The organism is Geothrix campi (genome assembly GCF_024609265.1).
Taxonomy (GTDB): domain Bacteria; phylum Acidobacteriota; class Holophagae; order Holophagales; family Holophagaceae; genus Geothrix; species Geothrix campi.
This window is the reverse complement of the sequence record NZ_JANHMP010000004.1, coordinates 107387-128129: the sequence shown is the minus strand read 5'-3', so window position 1 is coordinate 128129 and position 20743 is coordinate 107387. Positions and strand designations below refer to the sequence as shown.

The following is a 20743-nucleotide window of genomic DNA, read 5'->3' as shown; positions in this document are numbered from 1 at the left end:
GATGAAGGAACCTCCCGGAGGTCCCCATGGCCCTGACGGAATCCACCATGGTCCCGCTCGGCACGGCCTGTCCGGATTTCACGCTGCCGGGCGTCGACGGCCGGCTCTGGTCGCTCCACGATTTCCACTGCCCCGCCCTGCTGGTGACGGTCATGTGCAACCACTGCCCCTACGTGCAGGCCGTCGATGACCGCCTCAACACGCTGGCCCGGATCTACACCGGGCGCTGCGCGGTGGTGGCCATCAACCCCAATGACGCGGAAACCTATCCGGATGACAGCTTCGAGGCCATGCGGGTCCGGGCCCAGACCAAGGGCTACGTGTTCCCCTACCTCTGGGACGAGGAGCAGACCGTGGCCCGTGCTTTGGGTGCGGCCTGCACGCCGGATTTCTTCCTCTACGATGGCCACCGCCGCCTCACCTACCGCGGCCGCCTGGACGACAACTGGAAGGACGCCGCCCACGTCACCCGGCAGGACCTGAGGGTCGCCCTCGAGCGCGTGCTGGCGGGTGAAGGCCCCGTGAAGGTCCAGCATCCGAGCATGGGCTGCAGCATCAAGTGGAAGGTGGGGGCCTGAGGCTCTTCTTCGCCCTGCCGCTGCCCGCGGAGCTGCGGGAGGCCCTGGACCGCTGGCAGCGCGCCCAGCCAGGGACCCGAGGGTGGTCCCGGCCTGAAGGCCTGCACCTGACCTTGGCCTTCCTGGGGGAGCGCCCAGTGGAGGCCCTGCCCACCCTGCTGGGACTCGCCGCCGCCGTCGCCGACCGCCACGGGACCTTCGGCCTCCGCGCGGCGGGGCTGGGCGGGTTTCCGAAACTCGATCCCGTGCGGGTCCTCTGGCTGGGGCTCGATCCCTGCCCGGCCCTGGAGACCCTGGCCGCGGACTTGCGCGGGGCCCTGACGGCAGCCGGGGAAGCCTTTGACCTGAAACCTTTCCATCCCCACCTCACCTTGGCGCGGTTCCGCCGGGCCCGAGCCATGACCGCCTTCGCGCCTCCTCCACCCGCCGCCTTCACCGCAGACCGGCTGGTGCTCTTCGAAAGCCGGCCCGGGGGAGGCTACACGCCGCTGGGGACCTGGAACCTGCGGCGGGTATGATCGGGGTTTTGCCGGAGCCCTTGATGCGCCTCATTCCTCTGCCGGTCTGCCTCATCGCCGCGCTTCTGAGCCTGGGGGCCGCGCCCCTGCGTGCCCAGTGGGACCTGCGGTTGGAACTGCCCCGACCTTCGGGCCAGAACCTGCCCCAGACCCTGATCTCCGGCACGGGCGACCTGGCGGCGGGGGACTTCGACACGGGCAAGGGCTTCATCGCCACCGCGAACCGGCAGATCTTCCAGGTGGGCCCCCTCCTGAAGCTGGAGGGCGGCCTTGAATACTCCCAGTTCTCCGCCGACGGCAGCCTGGCCACGGGTACCACCACCCAGGGCACCCGGCTGAAGCAGCAAGGCGTGGGCCTGGGGCTGAATGCCCAGCTGTGGGTGCCTTTCGTGGGGATCGCCGGTGAGATCGGCCTCATCCAGCGATTCCAGCGCTACACCCTGGACACGGCCGGAGCCTCCAGCGCCAAGGATCTCAGCCGCACCTGGCTGCGGGTGGGCGCCCGTTGGCGCATCCCCTCGGTGCTGGTGCATCCCTATGTGGCCGCCAGCTACCAGCAGCCCACCAGCAAGGACCATCCCGTGAAGCTCGGGAGCGCCTCCGACCTTGGCACCTACTTCGCAGCCCAGGGCAACGGCCAGGAGTTCGAGCGCCTGTGGACCTTCGGCGTGGGGATCACCTTCTGATGAAATCCCTGCCCGCCTTCCTGCCTGTCCTGACCCAGATCCTCCTCCCGGCCCCTGTCCAGGCCCAGCCCGCGATCCTCCGCCCCCGGCTCGTGGTGGTGATCTCCGTGGACCAATTCTCCGCGGAGCTGATGCAGACCTACGGCCCCGAGCTGACCGGCGGCCTGGCCCGTCTCCGCCAGGAGGGGGTCTTCTTCACCGAGGCGTACCACGACCACGGCTTCACCGAAACCGGCCCCGGCCACTCGGTGCTGCTCTCGGGGCGCTTCCCGGCGAGCACCGGCATCGTGGAGAACCGCTGGTTCGACCGGCCCTCCAGCCGCCTGGTGTACTGCGTGGAAGATGGAGGCGCCAAGGCCCTGCACGCTCCGGACCAGGCCAGTTCGTCCAACGCCCGCTTCCTCGGCGACGGCCTCGGCGACTGGCTCCAGGCCCAGGTCCCTGGGGCCCGTGCCTTCGCCGTGTCGGGCAAGGACCGGGCCGCCATTCTCATGGCCGGTCGCAAGCCCACGGGCGTGTTCTGGTTCACGGGCGCCGCGGGCTTCACCAGTTCCTCCGTCTACGCCACGCATCTGCCCGAGTGGCTGGTCCGTTTCGATGCTGGCCTCAAGGGCCGCTTCGCCACCCAGAGCTGGCTGTGGGCCAAGGAGCCCACCACGCCCGAAGGCCGCGTGGCCAGCTGGACCTTTCCAGGCCAGGTGATCCGCAACGGCGCCCTTCCCCGCCTTGTGCAGGGCGCGGGCATGCCCCTCGACAAGACCTTCGAGGGTCGGTTCCGCAAGTCCCCCTTCCTCGACGAGGTCACCCTGGAGGCCGCCGAGGCCCTGCTGGAAGGCGAACACCTGGGCCGCGGCCCGGCCACGGATCTGCTGGCCGTGAGCTTTTCCGCCACGGACTACATCGGCCACAGCTACGGCACCCTGGGCACGGAGATGCGGGACCAGCTCCACCGCCTGGATCGCACGGTGGGCCGGCTACTCGATGATGTCCGCCGTCGCGACCCCAAAGCCTGGGTGGTGCTGAGCGCCGATCACGGCGGCATGGACCTCCCCGAGGCGCTGACCGAGAGCGGCTTCCCCGCCCGACGCGTGAACCCGCCCCAGTTCCTGGACGAGCTGCGCACCGACTTGAAGGCCAGCTTCAAGGTGGATGCGGATCTCCTCCTGGAGTCCCCGGAACCCAATGACCTCTACCTGCAGGAGGCCGCCCTCAAGGCCGCCGGGCTGGATCGGAAGGCCGTGCTGGCGCGGATCCAGACCTGGCTGCGCGCTCGGCCCGAAGTGGCCGACGCCTTCACCGCCGAGGAGCTGACTGCCACGGATCCTGCAGCTATGGCCAGCCCCCGGGACAGCAGCCTGCGAGTCCTGCTGCGCCGCAGTTTCCGTCCCGAGCGCAGCGGCGACATCCTCGTGGCCTTCAAGCCCTGGACCGTCTTCGGTGTGCCGCCCACAGACTGGCCCACCGGCCACGGCACGCCCTACGCCTACGACCGTCGTGTACCCCTGATCTTCTGGGGGCCCTGGAAGGCTGGCGAGCGTCCGGAACCCGTCCGCACCGTGGACCTGGCCCCCACCCTGGCCCGGGAGCTGGGTCTCAAGCCAGGCCCTGTGGACGGCCAGCCGCTGGACCTGACGCCAAAGCGCTAGGATCTCCGCCATGACCCTCCCCCGTGCTGCCTCGATTGTGATCCTCACCGGCGCAGGCATTTCCGCGGAAAGCGGGCTGCGCACCTTCCGCGACGCCAACGGACTATGGGAGAACCACCGGGTCGAGGACGTGGCCACCCCCGAGGCCTTCCACCACAACCCGGCCCTGGTGCACCGCTTCTACAACGAGCGGCGACGCAGCCTCCCCAGCGTCCAACCCAACGCCGCCCACCTGGCCCTGGCGAGGTTGGAGCGCGAAAGGCCCGGGGAAGTCCTCCTGGTGACCCAGAACGTGGATGACCTCCACGATCGCGCCGGCTCGCGGAACCTGGTGCACATGCACGGCGAGCTGCTCAAGGGCCGCTGCCTGGCCTGCCGCGCGGTGCTAGACTGGCCCGGCGACATGGACGCGGACAGCCGCTGCCCCGCCTGCCGGCGCGGGCAGCTGCGACCGCACATCGTGTGGTTCGGCGAAGTGCCACTCGAGATGGAGCGCATCTACCGCGCCCTGGAAGGCTGCGCCCTCTTCGCCGCCATCGGCACCAGCGGCCATGTCTACCCCGCCGCTGGCTTCGTGGAGGCCGTGGGGCCCGAGGCCCGCACGGTGGAACTCAACCTCGAACCCAGCCGCGTGGCGGACGCCTTCCAGGAGCACCGCAGCGGTCCCGCCACGGAACTGGTGCCAGCCTTCGTGGCGGAACTGTTGGCGCGCCGGTAGTCGAAAGTCGCTACTTCACCACCGGCAGCTCCACGCAGCTGGCCTGGCCGGGAGCATGGTAGATGCGTTGGGTGGCGGTCCGGTAGTCGCCGGGCTGGGCGAAGAAGATGTTTGGCACGAAGGTCTGGGGGTTGCGATCGTAGAGGGGGAACCAGGTGGACTGCACCTGCACCATGACCCGGTGGCCCGGCAGGAAGACATGGTTGGCCGCGGGCAGGGCGAAACGATAGACCAAAGGCTCGTTCGGCTTCAGGGCCTTGGGGGTCTCCACACTTTCGCGGTACCGGCCCCGGAAGATGTCCGCCGAGACCATGAGCTGGTAGCCGCCCATCGAGGGCTGGCTAGCCACCTCATCGGGGTAGACGTCGATGACCTTCACCACCCAGTCCGAATCCGTGCCGCTGGTGGACGCCACCAGGTTCGCCGCGGGCTCGCCCGCGATGCGCAGGGGCTCTTTCAGGGGTTCCGACACGAAGGCCAGCACGTCCGTGCGGCCGGAGGCCTCCCGCTGATCGTCCGTGAGCCACTGTGGCCAGGTATGGGCGGCGTCGTAGCCCACGGCCTGGATGGGCCGGGCGCGGAAGGGCACGGGCTTCGCCGGGTTCGAGACGTACTCCTCGAAGGGGGCGTCCCCAGCCTTCGGCGCGGTGGTGGACACCTTCAGCCCCGCCTCCAGGTAGAACGGGGTGGCGCGGACGGCGGTGCCTTCGCCCGCCACGGGCCAGGCCGGCAGCTTCCTCCAGGTGTTCGTGCCGGTCTCGAAGGCGCTCACGGGGGGCAGGTCCGCCTTGCCGGCGCCCTTCAGGTGCTGGTCGAGGAAGGGCTTCAGGATGTCGCGGCGGAACTGCAGGGCCGTGTCCTGGTTGAACTTCAGGGGCCCGAGGCCGCTGCCCTCGCCGATCTCGCCACCGTGGCTCCAGGGGCCCATGGCGAGGTAGACCAGGTGATGGGCTGTGTCCTTGGGTTTCAGCGCCTTCCACACGGCCAGGGCGCCATAGATGTCCTCGGCGTCGTAGAGGCTGTGGACCAGCAGGATGGGCACGCTCAGGGGCCGGCTGGCCAGTACGCGGTCCATGGCCTGCTGCTGCCAGAAGCTGTCGTAGGCGGGATGCTCCGTGATCTTGCGCCAGAAGCCCAGCTGGTCCATGCCGCGGCTCGCCGCCAACGCCCCGGTGGAGCCGGCCCGCAGGAACAAGTCGTAGTCGTCGTGGTACCCGGTCCACCACTTCAAGTCGTTGGCACGAGTGGCCTGCTGCTCGTAGATGTAGCTGAGGTTCTGGGCGCGGAAAGCACCGTGATGAAACCAGTCGTCACCCCGCCAGCCGTCCACCATGGGGTTCATGGGCACGGCCGCCTTCAGGGCCGGATGCGGATCCACCAGGGCCATCAGGGGCAGGAAGCCGTCGTACGAGATCCCCAGGATCGCCACGCGGCCGTTGCTCTCCGGCAGGTGCTTCACCAGCCAGTCGATGGTGTCGTAGGTGTCGGTGCTGTGATCCACGGCGCTGGGGTTCAGGCGCCCGCGCAGGGGACGGTTCATTACGTAATCGCCCTCGGACCCGTACTTTCCACGGATGTCCTGCACCACCCGGATGTAGCCGCCTTCGACGATGAGATCCGCGACATTGTCGTAGCCCTGCAGCACAGGCCCCAGGTGAGGGCTGGCGGTATGGCCCGTCTGCTCTGCCGCGTTGTAGGGCGTGCGCGTCAGCAGGATGGGGGCGTCCTTCGCGCCCTTTGGGATCAGGATGACGGTCTTGAGCTTCACCCCGTCCCGCATGGGGATCATCACCTCGCGGCGCACATGGTCCCAGCTCTCGGACGCCACCTTGAACTCGGCGGGCGCCTCACTGGGCAGGTCCGCCGGCAGCATCGGCGCCTGGGCCCGGAGGCCGCCTCCGGCCACCACCAGCAGCGCCACCACACCCAGCGTCCGTCGCCATGCCATGACCGCCTCCTGCTGCCCCGGGGGTGGACGAACCCTGGCGCGGGGGCGCGGGGACTCGGGCCGGTGCGGGGTGGATGAAGGAGAGTCTAGCGCAGGAAACAGACGGTCCCGGATTCCCGCTCGCTAGGTCTGGCCCACGGCGCTGACGATGACGGCATCGCCAGCATCGCCCTGCCGCCAGATGGCCGCGACATGGCCACCGGGGGTGAGCACGGCGCCGGGATCCTGGATCTCCTTCCGGCCCGGGGCCCCCAGCAGGACCGGATGAGTGCTCCAGGTCGCACCGTTGAAGCGGCGCAGGCAGATGGAGGACTGGGCCTCCTGGATCTGCGACCAGACCACCAGCGCGTGCCCCTGGGCATTCACGGACAAGGCATGGGACCGGCTCTGGCCCAGGTCCTCCACCAGGGGCGTGCGGTGCTCGTCCCATTGGCCCGCGGCAAAACGTTTGGTGAAGAGCTTCATCGTGCCTGCGGATTCCTGGCGCCACACGGCGTGCGCCCGCCCCTGCCCGTCGAGGCCCACCTGGGGCCAGAGGATGGCGCGGCCCGTGGTGAGCCTGGGGGCCGGGGCCCATTCGATGGTCCGCCCGTTCAGGTGGCTGGCATGGAGCGTCCGGATGCCGGCCTCGCCTTCCTCCACCCAGAGGACGACGGCATTGCCCCGGCCATCGAGCGCCATGCGGAGGTAGGCCGCGTGCCCCTCGGCCACAAGTGTCGGCCGGTCGCTCCAGCACTGGCCTCCCTCATCGTAGTGGCAGGCCACGATGCGGTGGCCCCCGCCTCCGGCCCGCTCCTCGCACCACACCGCCAGGCCCTGCCCGCCGCGATCCACCGCAAGCTGGGGGAAGAGCGGCGAGGGCGAGGGATCACCCAGGGAAAGGGGCTGCGGGTCCCAGGCACCGTTTTCCGCCTGGTAGCCGCAGGTGTAGACCCGGTACTCCCCGGGCTGACCCAGGCACCAGACCGCGCGGATGTTGCCGGCAAGGTCCATGGCCGTATGCAGGCTGTGCACTTCGCCGGGCATGGCCTGGAGGGTCAAGGGATAGGGCACCCAGGTCTCCGCCGAGCCGAGCATGTGCCGGGCGCAGATCCGGGCCTGCGGGCCCTCCTGCTCCTGCCACACCACGGCCATCTCCCCCCGGACGTTCATGGCGATCTCGGGGGCGTGGGCCTGGGTGCGGGCGCTGTCGAGGCGGCGGGGGACCACGTCCCAGCTCCGCTGGTCCGCGTAGTAGCGGCAGATGTAGACACCCTCGTCGGCCTGGCCGCGGTGGTGCCAGGCCGCCATGGCGTTCCCGTGGTCGTCCATGGCGATCTGCGGCCGGCCCACCAGGCCCCGATCCAGTACCCGCGGCGCTCCCCAGTTCCCCGCCGAGGTCGATGGGCGCGGGGAGGTCAGCTTGTTCAAGAGCGTACGGAGCGACATGGATGTCCTCGGGGCCGGGCTCAGATGGGGTTGCGCCCCCATGCTACCGCGCGACCCGGGCTCCCGCCCCACCTGGATCAACAACAGCCTAATTTATGGGAGACAACGATTTAATCGTGGATGCCACCTTTGGCGATCCGGTCAGCCCCGGGCCGCCCACGTCAGGACCAGGCCCAGCCCCGCCGGGAGGGCCTGAACCAGGAGGATCTTCCGGCTGGCGGTGAGCCCGCCGAAGATCCCGGCCACCAGCACGCAGCCCAGGAAGAACACCTTCACTCCCAGCCCACCGGGACCGAGCCACAGCCCCCAGACCAGGCCCGCGGCCAGGAATCCGTTGTACAGCCCCTGGTTCGCCGCCAGCACCTTCGACGCCGCGGCCATCTCCCGCGTCTGCCCGAAGGCGCGCAACCCGACCGGTTTCTCCCAGAGGACCACCTCCAGCACCAGGAACCAGACATGCAGCAGCGCCACGAGGGCGATCACGATATGGGCGAGGAGGAGCATGGACCACCAGGGGAGAGGGACTGGATGAAGGCGCCAGCCGGGTTTGCCGACGGCCCAACCTGGAGGAGACGGGGAACTCTGGAGAATGGAACACGATCCCGGGTGGCGTCGGTCCGAGCCGAGGCGACCGGGAGGTCAGCCCAGGTCATTGACGAAGTCCACTGCTGAAAGCGGCTTGCTGGTGGCACCGACGCTGGGCACCTTGCTGGCGAAGTGCGCGAGCAGCATTTCCGTGAATCGCCCGTGGTACGCGCAGTAGGTCGCCCGGGACAACACGGTATCCTTATGGCCGATGATTCCAAATTTAAGCGCATTGATATCAACAATAGGATGAAGTCGTGCCAGATTCCTCCATTGGCTTGGCGTATGCGTGAAATCCCCGTTCTTGTCGTACGTCCAGCTGTCTATTTCGTTGTCATCGATGGCCTGCTTGATTGCAGCCAGAAGGGCTGAAGCGTTCTTGGTGCTGATGACGAGAGCCATGGTTACTCCTGCGAGGGTGGACGGCCTGGCGGAAGAAGTCGGTCGGACCGCGCGATGGCGCCGGGAACGGAGGAGCGGCGTCGGCAGGTTCCGAGCCGCTGGGGTTGGGGTGGGGACCGGGCCAGAGGGGCCCGCGAACCCGGATCCTATGGGAATCACCCATACAACACCGGTTCGGACCGGATGTTGGCAGAAACAACCGAACGGTCGTTTCTGAGGCCCCAATGGTCAAATCCGCCCGGCCCGGAACCGGGCGAACCCGCGTACCCGTGCCCCCTCGGCCTAGGGGAACAAGGCAGGCCGTTACCCACGCCGGGGTAAACCAGGGAGTGGGCTCACCGTGGAGGCCGCTCCAGGATGATGCCGCGCCCCGGGGACTCGGGCCTGTAGTAGGCGAGGCGGCCCGGTATGCAGGAAAGCACGGCGCCGGACCCATGCATGCAGATCTCGTGGAGCGCCTTCGAAAGCGCCAGTTCCAGGCCATCGATCTTCAAGCCGTCCACCAGCACGTGGCAGGTGGGCCCAGCACCCTTCGCCCTGAGCAGCTTTTCAAGTTCGGCGGGGAAATCCTGATGGCCAGGAATCTCGGTCCCGAACTCCGGGAGGAACGGAAGATGGTGGTTCAGGCGGGCAAGAATCTCCCTCCTTCGCTTTGGGCTGGATAGGAATTGGACCCATCGCGCCCGTTTTTCAGACGTGATGAAGGCCTTCACAAATTCCTCTTCGTGACCCATAAGAAAAGTGACTCCAAACGAATTTAATAGCCGCTGGGGTCGCTTGCGACCGCAAGTGGCCTCAGGTGCAGATTTGGCGGCCGGGAAGGCGGCTCACGGAGACCCCCTTGCTTGAACTTGGGGGACCCTAGGTTCGGATAGCACATGCCCAGATCCTTTGCTTTCACCTTGCCGACGATGGCGTCAAACCTATACTCATGCCATAGTCGGCGTTCTTATTTTAAGAATATGGGTGTGCATGCACCCTGGCGCCAGAGAATAATGACTGTTACGGCACAATTAACATACATCTGGAAGTAGAGGATGGTGGATTGTGACACAGGTTGACGAGTCATTCATGTCTTCAACAGAGAGTCCTGCAACCCAGGCCATGGAACCAGAGATCAGGACCCGCTGGAAGGCCTTGGAGTTTGAGTATGCCAAACGGCTGCGCGAATGCCCGGCTCATGATCGGAAAGCTCTATATACAGAGGCTTATTCAGCCGTTTCGGAATTGGCAGTCGAACGGTTCAAGAGCGACAGGCCCGAAGATCGTACGGCAGGTACTTCGAAAAAAACGGTCGCCTTGATTGCCAAATTCGTGGACAAGAATGATCGTGTCCTGGAGGTTGGCTGCGGCCGTGGATACACCTGCTTTATGCTTTCACCTCAGGTTGAGTCCATGGTTGGCATAGAGGTGTCCACCAGCGGCATCAGGGAATCGCGAGAAGTTTCATCGCGGATGGGGCTGGAAAATGTGGAGTTCAAACAGATTTCAGCGACAGATTTGGTTGATAATTTCACACCAGATAGTTTCAATATGTGCACTTGCATTGATGTGCTGGAGCACCTACACCCGGAGGATGCAAAAGAGCATTTATATCAGGCCTTCTCGATCCTGAAGCCTGGTGGAAGGTACTTTATCCAAATGCCAAACAGGCTCACTGGGCCGCATGACATCACCAAGACGGAATTCCCAGGTGCGAAAAAAGCTTTGGGATTCCACCTGAATGAATCCACCTATAAAGAGGTGGTAGGTTTGATGAAAACCATTGGATTTAATAAATTCAGAATCGTGATCTGGCTAAAAACCATTCCATGGTTGCCTAAAAGACCGACAAATTTATTTTATCAAGTCGGAACCACTGCCGAATTTATATTCAGACTACTGCCAGCCTTCATGCATTTTTCTTTGCTCGAAGAAGCTCTTGCCATTCGCCTGGTGGCATACAAGCCCGTTTCTCCCCGGCGCTGAAGGGACCATCCTGCGCAACTGGTACGAGCCCTCGGCCGGGCCCAGCCTCCAGCCTGGGTCGTCACCCTTTCAGCAACCGATCCTCGGCTAGGCGCAGCATGTGCTCGGCGGCGAGGACTCCATCCTGGTGATTCATGCGCTGGAAGTGACCGCGCAGGTGGCGCAGAGTCCGGGGGATGGCTGGGGCGAAGTGGGCCTTGTGGCGGTGGACGATCTGGTGGCCGAAGGTACCCAGGGCCTTGAGGTTGCGCTGGAGGGCACTGAGGTTCAGCTCCTCCAGCAGCGCTTCGTGGTTCCAGCCCAGTTCGTTCTGCAGGGGCCCCACCAGGGCCCGCCCGGCCTCCCGGGACCAGTCCCAGTAGCCGTCGTAGAGGATGCTGGCCAGATCGTAGGTGGCCGCGCCGCGACGGGCATCCTGGAAGTCGATGACCACCAGCCGGTCGCCGTGGACCATGAGGTTGCGCACGTGGAAATCGCGGTGGGCGAAGAAGTGGGCCCGGGTCTCCAGGCTGGCGTGGGCCTCCTCCATCATGCGGTCCAGCCAGCGGGGCGGATCCTTCTGGAGGAAGTCCTGGAAGAAGTTCGTGCGGCAGTAGTCCCACTCGAACTGGAACTTGGCCTGATCGAAGGCCCGCCCCATGAAGAAGGCATGCGCCGGAGCGCCCAGGGTGAGTGGCCCCGCCAGGGTGGCGAGCAGCCAGCCCGCCTGGTGGGCCCAGGTCATCTCCTCCTCGGGATGCTCCACGAGGCGCCGTTCCAGGGAGGTGTCGCCCAGATCCTCCACCAGCAGGCAGCGGTCCCCATCGTCGGATTGGAGGATGGTGGGCACTCGCAGCACGGGGTCCAGGTAGGCCTGGAGGGCCCGGAACTCGAAATAGCTGTCGTCGGTCTTCTCCGGGGTATCCAGCGGGTGCAGCACCACCAGGGCCGAGCCCACCTGGGGATGGGCCACGCGGGTGTACTGCCGCGCCCCGGCGTCCCCCGCCAGCGGGCGGGGATCGGCCAGGTTCCAACGCTCAAGGGCGCGGGCGAGGCGGGGGTCCATCCCTCCAGGGTAATCCTATCCCCAGGAATAAAAAGAACCTCCACGAGACGTTCCCTTGTCTCGCGTATCGGCAAAGCCGATGCCGGGAAGGGAATGAAGCAAGGCCGAAGCGCGCGAACCTTTCATGTGGGTTTCCTTCGCGGAGTTCTTTAAAGCCCCAGCCGCACCTGGTTTCCGCCGTTCTCGAACCACAGGGCGTCGGCATCCGTGATGGCGGGCGGCGGCTCAGCGCCCGGGCCCAGGACGCAGCGTGCGAGGCGTCCGCCCGGCCGTGCCGTGGGATGGAGGTAGCAGCCCGGCAGGCGACCCTCCTGTTCCGGGGCCACCTCCGCGGCCGCCTCGATGAGGGAATCCGGCGTACCCACTTCCCGCCAGGGGAAGGGTTCCGCCACCACGCCCAGGTGGCCCACGGGGAGGGTCGCCAGGCGGGACCGCAGCTCGTTCACTTCGCTGGGGCCCTCGGGCAGCAGCGCCAGGGCTTCCGGCGACCAGGCGGCGGCGCCTGTGAAGTGGTAGGGCCCCCAGGGGCCCGTCACGCCCTTGGGCAGCACGCGGCCTTCATGATCCATCCACACCGGATTCCAGGGGCCGCCGGGATGGGGCACCAGCAACCAGCTGAGCGTGGCCCCGGCTTCGCGGTGCCGCGCGCGCAGGAGCTCGAAGGGCACCTCGTCGGCCCAGATGTCCGCGTTCCAGGTGAGGAGCTCAGAAGCTACGCGACCCCGAGCGTGCAGCAGGCCCCCGGCGCTGCCCAGCAGGTCGGGTTCATCGAAGACCTGGATGCCCTCAGCCACGCCCCGCAGGCGCTCCGGCAGCAGGTGGGCGTTGCAGCCCAGGCTGCGCGCGCCGGCCTGTCGCAGGGCCGTGGCCCCCCACTGGAGCAGGGGTTTTCCCCGAAGCGTCCAGGCGGGCTTGGGCAGGCAGGCGCTCAAGGCCCCCATGCGGGTGCCCAGGCCTGCCGCCAGGAGAAAGCCCTCCAGGGCGTCAGGCATCGCCGTCTTCCAGCGCCCTGCCCTCCAGGCCGGGCTCCGGTGGCAGGGCCTTCAGGAGGAACTGGCCGGGCGCCAGGCCGCGCATGGACAGCACACGGATGCGCCAGCCCTGGAGCCGCAGCTCGTCGCCGGGACGCAACACGCGGCCCAGGCGCTCCTGGAAGAAGCCGCCCAGGCTCACCGACCCGGCTTCCGCCACCAGATCCAGGTGCAGATGATCCACCAGCTGCTCCAGCATGACGTTGCCCTGGGCCAGCCAGGCCCCGCCGCGCGTCTTCCGCAGCTGGATGGCCTCGCGGTCGAACTCGTCCTGGATCTCGCCGACCAGTTCTTCCAGCACGTCCTCCAGCGTCACCAGGCCATCCACGCCGCCGTGCTCGTTCACCACCAGAGCCAGATGCTGCTTGCGCTGCTGGAACTCCAGCAGCAGGCCCTGGATGAGTTTCATCTCCGGCACGAAGAAGGCTGGGCGGGCCAGGGCCCGCAGGTCCACCGGCGCGGGGCCGTCCTGCATGGCCCAGAGCAGTTCCTTGAGGTGGACGACCCCCACCACATGGTCGAGGTCGCCCTCCACCAGGGGGATGCGGGTGTGGATGGTGGTGCGGGCCAGGGTGAGGTTCGCCTCCAGGCTCTGGTGCAGGTCGAAGAACACCACCTGGGCCCGGGGCACGGCGATCTCCTTCACCGTGCGACGGCTGAAGTCGAAGAGGTTCTCGATGAGCTCCTTGCGGTCCAGGTCCAGGTGGCCCTCGGCTTGGCTCTGCTCGAGCATGCGGCGGAACTCAGCCTCCGATGGGAGCAGGTCCTCCACCCCGGCCTCGGGGTGGATGCCCACCGCCCGCAGCACCAGGTGGCTCAGGCGAGTGAGGACCCAGGTCAGGGGCCGCACCAGGCGCGACCAGGCCAGCAGGGGGGCGGCGGTGCGCAAGGCCCAGGGCAGGGCGGCCCGGATGGCCAGGCTCCGCGGCACCAGCTCCGCCAGCACCACATCCAGGGTGGTCATCACCAGCAGGGCGAGGCCGGAACTCACGGGCGCGGCCAGGGCCGGCCAGGGCAGATGACCGAACAGTCCCCGGAAGAGTTGGCTGAACAGCTCCTCACCCACGGCGCCCAGGGCCAAGGCGCACAGCACGATGCCCGCCTGGATGGCCGAGAGGTGGTGGCCCAGGCCTCGGTGCACTTCCAGGGCCGAGGCCGCCCGGGGATCGGTGCCCGCCAGGGCCTCCAACTGGGTGGGCCGCACGCGCACGGCGGCAAACTCCGCCATCACGAAAAAGGCGCTGGCCAGGAGGAGGGCGACGCAGATGAGGGCCGCGAGGAGGGACATGCCGGCTCTCAGCCCTTCGCGAGGTCGGAGCCGCGCCGCAGGTGTTCCTGGACTTCCCGGAGCAGGGTGTCCAGGTTCCGCAGGCGATCGCGATGCTCGGAAAGCTGGCCGTAGGCGGCCTGTTTCTCGCGCTCCAGGACGGCCTGGGCCTCCCGCTGCTCCGCCAGCGACTGCGCCAGACGGGCCAGTTCGGCATCCTTCTGGTCCAGCCCGTTCATCAGCTCCAGCCGTTCTCCATCATGCTGGACGGTGCTTTCATCGAGCCGCTGATGCAGCCCCCCAACCTGGACCGTCAGCCGGGTGACCTCTTCCTGGCGCTCCTGGAGCTGCTCGTGCAGGGTCTGGATCTGTTGCTCCCCCTCCTGGATCCGGATACGGCTGGCTTCGAACTCGGCCTCGGCCTGCCGCAGGCGGGCGCCGAGCTCGGTCAGATCCCGTTCCTGCCCCTGCATGGCGACCTCGAGGCCCGCCAGGTTGAGCTGCAGGACGTGGGACTTCTCCTTGTGGTCCGCCAATTCCCGGTCCCGTGTGGCCAGGGCCGCCTCCGCCTCGGCCAACCTGGTCTTCAGGGCCTGGGCCTCGCGGCTGGCCGCGGCCGCCTCATCCAGATTCAGGGTAGTGGACCCGATCCGCCGCTGCAGCTCGCCTTCGGCTTCGCGGAGGCGCTGGTCCTTCGAGCGCAGTTCATCGCGGAGGGCGTCGATCTGCGCCTCCAGAAGCCGGGCGCGGGGGGTGTCCGTGGGCGCCGTGGCCCTGGTTTCCGGATTCTCCAGGCGACCCATGGCTGGGACGACGGGCGCCGGCGAGGCGGGAGCGGGCGGAGGCGGGGCCGAGGCGGCTGCCGGAGCCACGGCAGGCCCCTTCAACACATCGAGCCAATCATCGCCAAGCTCGGTGTCCCCCAGATCACCCAGGGGGTTGTCAGGGTCCACCGTGCGGCTGGGCACCAGGGGTGACAGGGCGGCCACAAGGGCGCTGGGAGCGATCGGCTTGTTCAGGTAGAGGTCTGCCCGGCCCTTGAGGCTCCGGTGCCGGCGGTACTCCTCCTCCGTGGCCTTGGCGCTGATGAGGGCGATCTTCAGGCCGCTCAGGGCGGGGTGCTTGCGAAGGGTGGAACAGAGGGCGTACCCCTTGTTGTCCGCCACCTCCACGCAGATGAGCACGGCCGCGAAGTGGCCCTGCTCCAGGCGGGCGGCCACGCCCTCGGGCGACTTGGCCACCTCCAGATCGAAGGCCGCTTCCAGGCTGACCTGATGCTCCTTGAGGAAGCTCCGGTCGCTGTCCACAAGAAGGAGGCGTAGGCCCATGGTCGATCCTTACCCTGGTTGAACCTGAGAGTTTACCCTGAACGGCCGAAGCCCCGGCAGGCCGGGGCTTCGGGAAAGGATTTGGGCCGGATCAGCGGGGCGGGATGGCCAGGGTGACCTTCTGGGCCCCGTTGGGGCTCTGGATGAAGAGCAGCAGGGTCCGGCCGCCGGCCTTCTTCACCTGGGTGTTGAACTCAGCCAGGCTGTTCACGGGCTGGCGCCCCACCTCGGTGATGACCATGCCGGGGGCCATGCCGCGCTCGGCCGCGGGGGAACGGGGATCGACCGAAGTCACCACCACGCCCTTGAGCCGGTGCTTCACATCCATGGGCTCCACCGTGAAGCCGTAGAGCTTCTCCAGATTGACGCTCTTCACATCCCCCTGGGGCTTCTGACCGCTCTCATCCTCGGGTTCCTCGCCGGATTCGCCCCGGCGCTGGGCTTCGAGGGCCTTGCGGTCGCCCAGGGTGACGGTGAGGGCGAGGGTCTTGCCATCACGCCAGATGGACAGCTTGATGGTCTCGCCGGCCCGGCGGCTGGAGATCACGCTCACCAGCTCGTCCTGGCTGCGCACCGGGTGGCCATCCACGGCCGTGATGACATCCAGCCGCTGCACGCCGGCCTTGTCCGCGGCCTGGCCCTTCTCGACGGTGCTCACCACCACGCCCTCCTTGACGCCGAGGGCATCCTGGTAGGCCTGGTCCAGATCGGTGGGACCGACCCCCAGATAGCCGCGGCTGACGGGCTTGCCGCTGCGCAGGTCCTTGATGATGCGGTTCACCTGGCTGATGGGCACGGCGAAGCCGATGTTCTGCCCCGCGGGGTTGATGGCGGTGTTGATGCCCACCACCTCGCCCTTCAGGTTGAGCAGCGGGCCGCCGGAGTTGCCGCGGTTGATGGCGGCGTCGGTCTGGAGGAAGGAGCTCACGCCCGTATCCAGCTTGCGGCCCTTGGCGCTGATGATGCCCTGGGTCACCGTGTGCTCCAGGCCGAAGGGATTGCCGATGGCGACCACCCATTCGCCGATGCGCAGGGAATCGGAATCACCCAGCTTGGCGAACGGCAGATGCGCCGCATCGATCTTGATGAGCGCGATGTCCAGTTCCTTGTCCTTGCCCAGCACGGTGGCCTTGAAGCTGCGGCCGTCGGAGGTCTTCACCTCCAGCGCGTTGTCGCTGCCGCCCATGCTCGCGATGACATGATAGTTCGTGAGGATCTCGCCGGCCGGGGAGATGATGACGCCCGAGCCGCCGGACACCGCCCGCTGCTCGCCCTCGTTCCCGCCCCGGGGCGTCCGTCGCTGCTGGGGTCCGCCAGGACCGAAGAAGAAGTCGAAGAAGTCCTCGCCCCCGATCTGGGGGTGCTCGAAGCGCTGATTCTTCACGAAACTGGTGTTGGTGATGGCCACCACCGTGGGGTTCAGCTTCTCGGCCACCTCGGCGATGGGGGGCAGATGGTCGATCCCCTTCACATCCACCAGCACAGGCTTCTCTTCCTGTGCCTGGGCCTGCCAGCCGTGGCTGAGCCCCATCCCCAGGGCCATGCACCCGGCCGCGAAGGCCGACAACCCCAGAACCTGCTTCACCTGACGATTCATGCAATCCCTCACTCCGCCGGATCCCCGGCATGTCTTCGATGACCGCAGCCCCCCGAAGGTTCCCGCTGGCCTTTCCGAACTGCCCAGGATAATCTGGGTGGTCCAACGGCGGCTGTAGCTCAGTTGGTTAGAGTACTGGATTGTGATTCCAGGTGTCGCCGGTTCGAGTCCGGTCAGCCGCCCCAGAATGAAAAGGCCCCCGTATGGGGGCTTTTTCATTCTGGGACCGCCTGGACTCGAACCGGCGACAGTGGGCTCGCGGAGACAGCGCGGGGCGCTGTCGGAGCAAGACCGGCAGACCGCAGAGCGGGCTGCGGACGGTTCGAGTCCGGTCTGGGTGGGTCGGGATTTTCGGCCAGGCCCCAAACCGGCGACAGTCGCGACCGCCGGGTGACGCAGCAGGGTTCGGGGAACCCTGCGAAATCGGGCCCCGGCAAAGAGCGAGTTCTTGCGGAGGCCCTCCGGCGGAGGGCCGGGAGCAAGACCGGCAAACCGCAGAGCGGACTGCGGCCGGTTCGAGTCCGGTCCGGATGGGTCGAGACCTCCCCATAGGGAGCCTCCCCCCATGGAACCCCCACACAGTGGGCATTCCGGGCCACCTGGACTCGAACCGGCGGCTGTGGGCCTCCGAGACAGCCAGGGGAGCCTGGGAGGCCTGGGACGTGACTGTCCCCTGAACCTGGCTTGGCAACCTTTGGATAACCATTTATTTTAACATATTGCTTACAGCTAAAAGAGGACTATTGTTAAAATCCTTCATTACGAGTCTGCCATGCGTGCGAATACCCATTACTCCCAGGAAATCGAGGCGCCCGGACCCTTCGCCCTCCTGAAACGTCCCGCCGTCCGGCAGGGCTGCAAGCTGTTTCTGGACGGATGTGTAGCGGCCATGGCCTGGATCGTGGCCAGCAGCCTGGTCCGCCAGGACCTGCCAACCCTGTACGGCACCCTGTCCTGGACCGCCTTCGCCATGATCGTGAACCTCGCGTTCCGTTACACCGGCCAGCACTTCCGCCTTCTGGCCATCGAAGAGGCCGAGTCCTTCATCTTCGGGACCGTGATCATGGTGGCCTCCATCACCCTGGCCTCGGCTTTCCGGGATCGGCTGGGGCTCGATCTCGAGTCCCACAGCCTGCTTCTGGTCGCCGGGCTTATCACCTGCCCCATGTGGCTTACCTTGCGGATCGCCTTCGTGGCCTACTACCAGCGCCTTTCGCGGCGCAGATACGCTGCCCGGGAAACATCGGGCGGCTCCGGGAATGGCGAGCTGAAAGTGTACCGGACGCTCATCGTCGGCGCGGGCCGGGCGGGAGCGACGCTTTGCCAGGAGCTGCGCGCGAATCCCCAGCTTCAATGCGAGGTGGTGGGCTTCGTGGACGATGCCCTCGAAAAGCAGGGAGTCAGGATCCACGGCATTCCCGTGCTGGGACACAGCCAGCTTCTGCCCGTCTTCCTGAAAGAGCGCAATGCCACCCAGGTGATCCTGGCCATGCCGCGCGCACCGGGGGCCAAGCTGAAGGAGCTGAGCCAGATGCTCCAAGCCGAGGGCGTCCGGGTGAAGACCGTCCCCGGCATCTCCAACCTCATCGGAGACCGCCCCTGGAAACCAGAACTCCGTGATATCGCCATCGAGGACCTCCTGCGGCGGGAGCCCGTCATCCTCGATCTCGGTGCCATCAGCCAGGAGGTGGAAGGCTCCGTGGTGCTCATCACGGGCGCGGGCGGCTCCATCGGCAGCGAGCTGGCGCGACAGGTGGCCCCCTTCCGGCCGGGTCGCCTGGTGCTGCTGGGACGCGGGGAGAACAGCCTTTGGGAGGTGGAGCGGGAACTGCACCAGCGGTTCCCTGGGTTGAACCTCGCCGTGGAACTGTGCGACATCCGCAACACGCTCCGGCTGCAGCGGGCCTTCGAGGCCTGCAATCCGCAGATCGTCTTCCACGCGGCGGCACACAAGCATGTCCCCTTCCTCGAGCGGAACCCCGAGGAGGCCATCGAGAACAATGTCTTCGGGACGCTCAATGTGCTGAGGGCCGCGTTGGCCGGCGATACGCGGATCTTCGTGAACATCTCCACCGACAAGGCCGTGAATCCCACGAACGTGCTGGGCGTGTCGAAGCGGATCGCGGAATCCCTGGTGCTGCAGGCGGCCGAGGAGGCTCCCGCGGGCCGTAGATTCGTGAGCGTCCGGTTCGGGAACGTCCTCGGCAGCCGAGGCAGCGTGATCCCCATCTTCCGCGACCAGATCCGGACCGGAGGCCCCATCACCGTCACCCACCCCGACATGACTCGGTATTTCATGACCATCCCCGAGGCCAGCCAGCTCGTGCTCCAGGCCGGGGTCCTTGGTGAGACCGGCAAGACCTTCGTCCTCAACATGGGCGACCCTGTGCGGATCATGGACATGGCCATGGACATGGCGCGGCTTTCCGGGCTCGATCCCGGGGTTGATATCGACATCCGGTTCACCGGCATGCGCCCTGGGGAAAAGCTTTTCGAGGAACTCTTCACCGACAGTGAGCAGGGGAAGTCGGATGCCCATGCGAAGGTCTTCGAGGCGCTCCAGTTCCCGCACGACCCGATGCTTCTGGATCTGGCTCTCCGCCGGCTCCGCGAGGCCATCCACCTTCCGGAGGGGCAGCGCCAGCGGGAGATGATCCACTGCTTCAAGCAGCTCGTACCCGGCTATCAACCCTCCTCGCTGGGTCTGGGCAAGTACGCCCAGGCGGAATCCGACAGTTCCCCGCCCCGGTCCGAAGAAGTCCCCTTGTTCAACTAGGGCGAGCAGCCCGACTCAGCCTGGAATCTCTACCAGACCCCCTTTGATAGGCCGGTCCGGAGGTAGGCCCAGAGGGTGGGGTGATGGAACTGTTCAGAGGGCAGACTGGGCTTGAAGGGCCTGAGGCCACCATTCAAGGCGTCCTCGAGGGCCTTGACGGTGATCGCCCGGAAAGCCGCCGCCTGCAGGTAGAAATAGGTGGAGAAGCTGTCCCGTTCGCCGGCGCTGAACCTAGCCTGGTAGATCACCTCTCCGGTGTCGACGCCGGCGTCCACGAGATGGACGGTCACCCCCGCGTGGTCGGGATCACCCTTCGCGAGTGCCCAGTACCCACCTGCCTGCCCCCGGTACTTGGGCGTGATGCCGAAGTGGCAATTCATCAGGGGCACGCGGATCGCCTGGAGGGTCTCCGCCCGGATGATCCCCGTGCCGATCACGAACACCACGTCCGGGCAGAGCCTCGCCAACGCCTCCCGGCAGGCCGGGCTGTTCACGGACCTGATGGGGACGACCTCACAGTCGGGGTGGGGCGATGGGTCGAGTCCATGCTCATGGATGATCTCCACGAGGCGGGCTTGATTCCGCTTCGCGATGAACCGCCGCAGAACCACGAACCCGATCTGCCCGGCCAGCGCAAGTGGCCCATGACGCTTGAGACGCCGCCGAACGAGGCCCCAACGAGGTTCCGGATCCTCGATGAGGACGGTTATCGGGCCGAACCGGGCCACGACAGTGTTGATGATGATCCAGGAATGGGGCGAGCCGTTGGTAAGTGCGACGATCGAAGGCATGTGGCTTGGATGTTATCACACCGGCTCACACAAACGACTGGGCCGGCTGGCGCCTTGAACAGCCTGCCCAAGCGATTTGCCCTTCCATGTTTTAAGAACACCACCAAAACGCCAAGGCAGCGAGAACAGCAAACGTTCAGGCCTTTTTTTGGTGCCTTGGCGCTGCATCATTCGTGTCGATTGGACTGGACCCTTGCTGGCATCAGGGGCGATATCGGTCCCCGAGAGGGTGTTGTTGCTGATGGTGATGTTGGTGTTGTCGACCAAACAGATCCCATAGGAAAACCCATGTGCCCAAAACCAACGAAGCCAATGCGCGTGCAAGCTCCAGGCGGCCATTCGCCCAAGAAACCTTTGATCCACCTTTTGCATCAATTCAGGCCATTCCAAACGTTATCAAGGAGTGCCAATCTGTCACTCGAGCGATTTCG

19 protein-coding genes and 1 tRNA gene are annotated in these 20743 nt (G+C 66.6%); 8 read left to right on the top strand and 12 right to left on the bottom strand.

Annotated features, from left to right (window positions below; translation table 11 throughout):
* Positions 1–26: 26 nt before the first annotated feature.
* The 5 genes from NOV65_RS14995 to cobB are packed head-to-tail and all read left to right on the top strand — an operon-like array spanning position 27 to position 4146.
* The gene (locus NOV65_RS14995; protein ID WP_257307474.1) at positions 27–578 is read left to right on the top strand and encodes a thioredoxin family protein; all 552 of its coding nucleotides are present in this window, start codon (positions 27–29) and stop codon (positions 576–578) included.
* A complete protein-coding gene (gene thpR / locus NOV65_RS14990; protein ID WP_257307472.1) occupies positions 560–1096 on the top strand; it encodes an RNA 2',3'-cyclic phosphodiesterase in 537 nt (178 codons plus the stop codon). The genes NOV65_RS14995 and thpR overlap by 19 nt, the downstream gene beginning before the upstream one ends.
* A 23-nt stretch (positions 1097–1119) precedes the next feature.
* Positions 1120–1782, top strand: a complete 663-nt coding sequence (locus NOV65_RS14985; protein ID WP_257307470.1) for a hypothetical protein — start codon at positions 1120–1122, stop codon at positions 1780–1782.
* Complete coding sequence (locus tag NOV65_RS14980) at positions 1782–3428, top strand: alkaline phosphatase family protein (protein ID WP_257307468.1); 1647 nt, start codon at positions 1782–1784, stop codon at positions 3426–3428. Before NOV65_RS14985 ends, NOV65_RS14980 begins: the two co-directional genes overlap by 1 nt.
* A gap of 10 nt (positions 3429–3438) precedes the next feature.
* Positions 3439–4146: a Sir2 family NAD+-dependent deacetylase gene (gene cobB / locus NOV65_RS14975; protein WP_257307467.1), complete on the top strand. Its 708-nt coding sequence runs from the start codon at positions 3439–3441 to the stop codon at positions 4144–4146.
* Positions 4147–4156: 10 nt separating this feature from the next.
* Here the strand turns inward: cobB and NOV65_RS14970 are convergent, their stop codons facing one another.
* The 5 genes from NOV65_RS14970 to NOV65_RS14950 all read right to left on the bottom strand — a co-directional run bounded on the left by NOV65_RS14970 (position 4157) and on the right by NOV65_RS14950 (position 9003).
* Entirely contained in the window at positions 4157–6094 is a 1938-nt protein-coding gene (locus NOV65_RS14970) for a CocE/NonD family hydrolase (protein WP_257307465.1), read from the bottom strand.
* A 123-nt stretch (positions 6095–6217) separates the two neighbouring features.
* Complete coding sequence (locus NOV65_RS14965; protein ID WP_257307464.1) at positions 6218–7522, bottom strand: hypothetical protein; 1305 nt, start codon at positions 7520–7522, stop codon at positions 6218–6220.
* A gap of 141 nt (positions 7523–7663) precedes the next feature.
* Positions 7664–8026: a DUF1304 domain-containing protein gene (locus NOV65_RS14960; RefSeq protein ID WP_257307463.1), complete on the bottom strand. Its 363-nt coding sequence runs from the start codon at positions 8024–8026 to the stop codon at positions 7664–7666.
* Between the two features lie 135 nt (positions 8027–8161).
* The gene (locus NOV65_RS14955) at positions 8162–8509 is read right to left on the bottom strand and encodes a hypothetical protein (protein WP_257307461.1); all 348 of its coding nucleotides are present in this window, start codon (positions 8507–8509) and stop codon (positions 8162–8164) included.
* Positions 8510–8844: 335 nt separating this feature from the next.
* Positions 8845–9003, bottom strand: a complete 159-nt coding sequence (locus NOV65_RS14950) for a hypothetical protein (protein WP_257307460.1) — start codon at positions 9001–9003, stop codon at positions 8845–8847.
* A gap of 577 nt (positions 9004–9580) precedes the next feature.
* Between NOV65_RS14950 and NOV65_RS14945 the strand changes: the two genes are divergently transcribed.
* The gene (locus tag NOV65_RS14945) at positions 9581–10477 is read left to right on the top strand and encodes a class I SAM-dependent methyltransferase (RefSeq protein ID WP_257307458.1); all 897 of its coding nucleotides are present in this window, start codon (positions 9581–9583) and stop codon (positions 10475–10477) included.
* Positions 10478–10538: 61 nt separating this feature from the next.
* Here NOV65_RS14945 and NOV65_RS14940 read toward each other — a convergent pair whose 3' ends face one another.
* From NOV65_RS14940 to NOV65_RS14920, 5 genes are all read right to left on the bottom strand, one after another.
* Positions 10539–11522, bottom strand: coding sequence for a phosphotransferase (locus NOV65_RS14940; RefSeq protein ID WP_257307456.1), 984 nt, complete (start codon positions 11520–11522; stop codon positions 10539–10541).
* 149 nt (positions 11523–11671) lie between these two features.
* On the bottom strand, positions 11672–12514 hold the full coding sequence (locus NOV65_RS14935; RefSeq protein ID WP_257307454.1) for an NTP transferase domain-containing protein: 843 nt from the start codon (positions 12512–12514) through the stop codon (positions 11672–11674).
* On the bottom strand, positions 12507–13841 hold the full coding sequence (locus NOV65_RS14930; protein WP_257307452.1) for a hemolysin family protein: 1335 nt from the start codon (positions 13839–13841) through the stop codon (positions 12507–12509). Before NOV65_RS14930 ends, NOV65_RS14935 begins: the two co-directional genes overlap by 8 nt.
* Positions 13842–13849: 8 nt before the next feature.
* Positions 13850–15148, bottom strand: coding sequence for a response regulator (locus NOV65_RS14925; RefSeq protein WP_257307449.1), 1299 nt, complete (start codon positions 15146–15148; stop codon positions 13850–13852).
* Between the two features lie 91 nt (positions 15149–15239).
* Complete coding sequence (locus tag NOV65_RS14920; RefSeq protein WP_257307448.1) at positions 15240–16745, bottom strand: trypsin-like peptidase domain-containing protein; 1506 nt, start codon at positions 16743–16745, stop codon at positions 15240–15242.
* A gap of 108 nt (positions 16746–16853) precedes the next feature.
* Here NOV65_RS14920 and NOV65_RS14915 point away from each other — a divergent pair.
* A tRNA-His gene (locus NOV65_RS14915) sits at positions 16854–16930 on the top strand.
* Between the two features lie 587 nt (positions 16931–17517).
* Positions 17518–19521 carry a polysaccharide biosynthesis protein gene (locus NOV65_RS14910; RefSeq protein WP_257307446.1) on the top strand — a complete coding sequence of 668 codons (2004 nt, stop codon included), beginning with the start codon at positions 17518–17520 and terminating at the stop codon, positions 19519–19521.
* Between the two features lie 29 nt (positions 19522–19550).
* On the opposite strand, the gene NOV65_RS14905 is transcribed toward NOV65_RS14910, so the two are convergent.
* Both NOV65_RS14905 and NOV65_RS14900 read right to left on the bottom strand, forming a co-directional pair.
* Positions 19551–20312: a formyl transferase gene (locus NOV65_RS14905; protein WP_257307444.1), complete on the bottom strand. Its 762-nt coding sequence runs from the start codon at positions 20310–20312 to the stop codon at positions 19551–19553.
* Between the two features lie 15 nt (positions 20313–20327).
* Complete coding sequence (locus NOV65_RS14900) at positions 20328–20684, bottom strand: DUF1565 domain-containing protein (RefSeq protein WP_257307442.1); 357 nt, start codon at positions 20682–20684, stop codon at positions 20328–20330.
* Positions 20685–20743 lie beyond the last annotated feature (59 nt).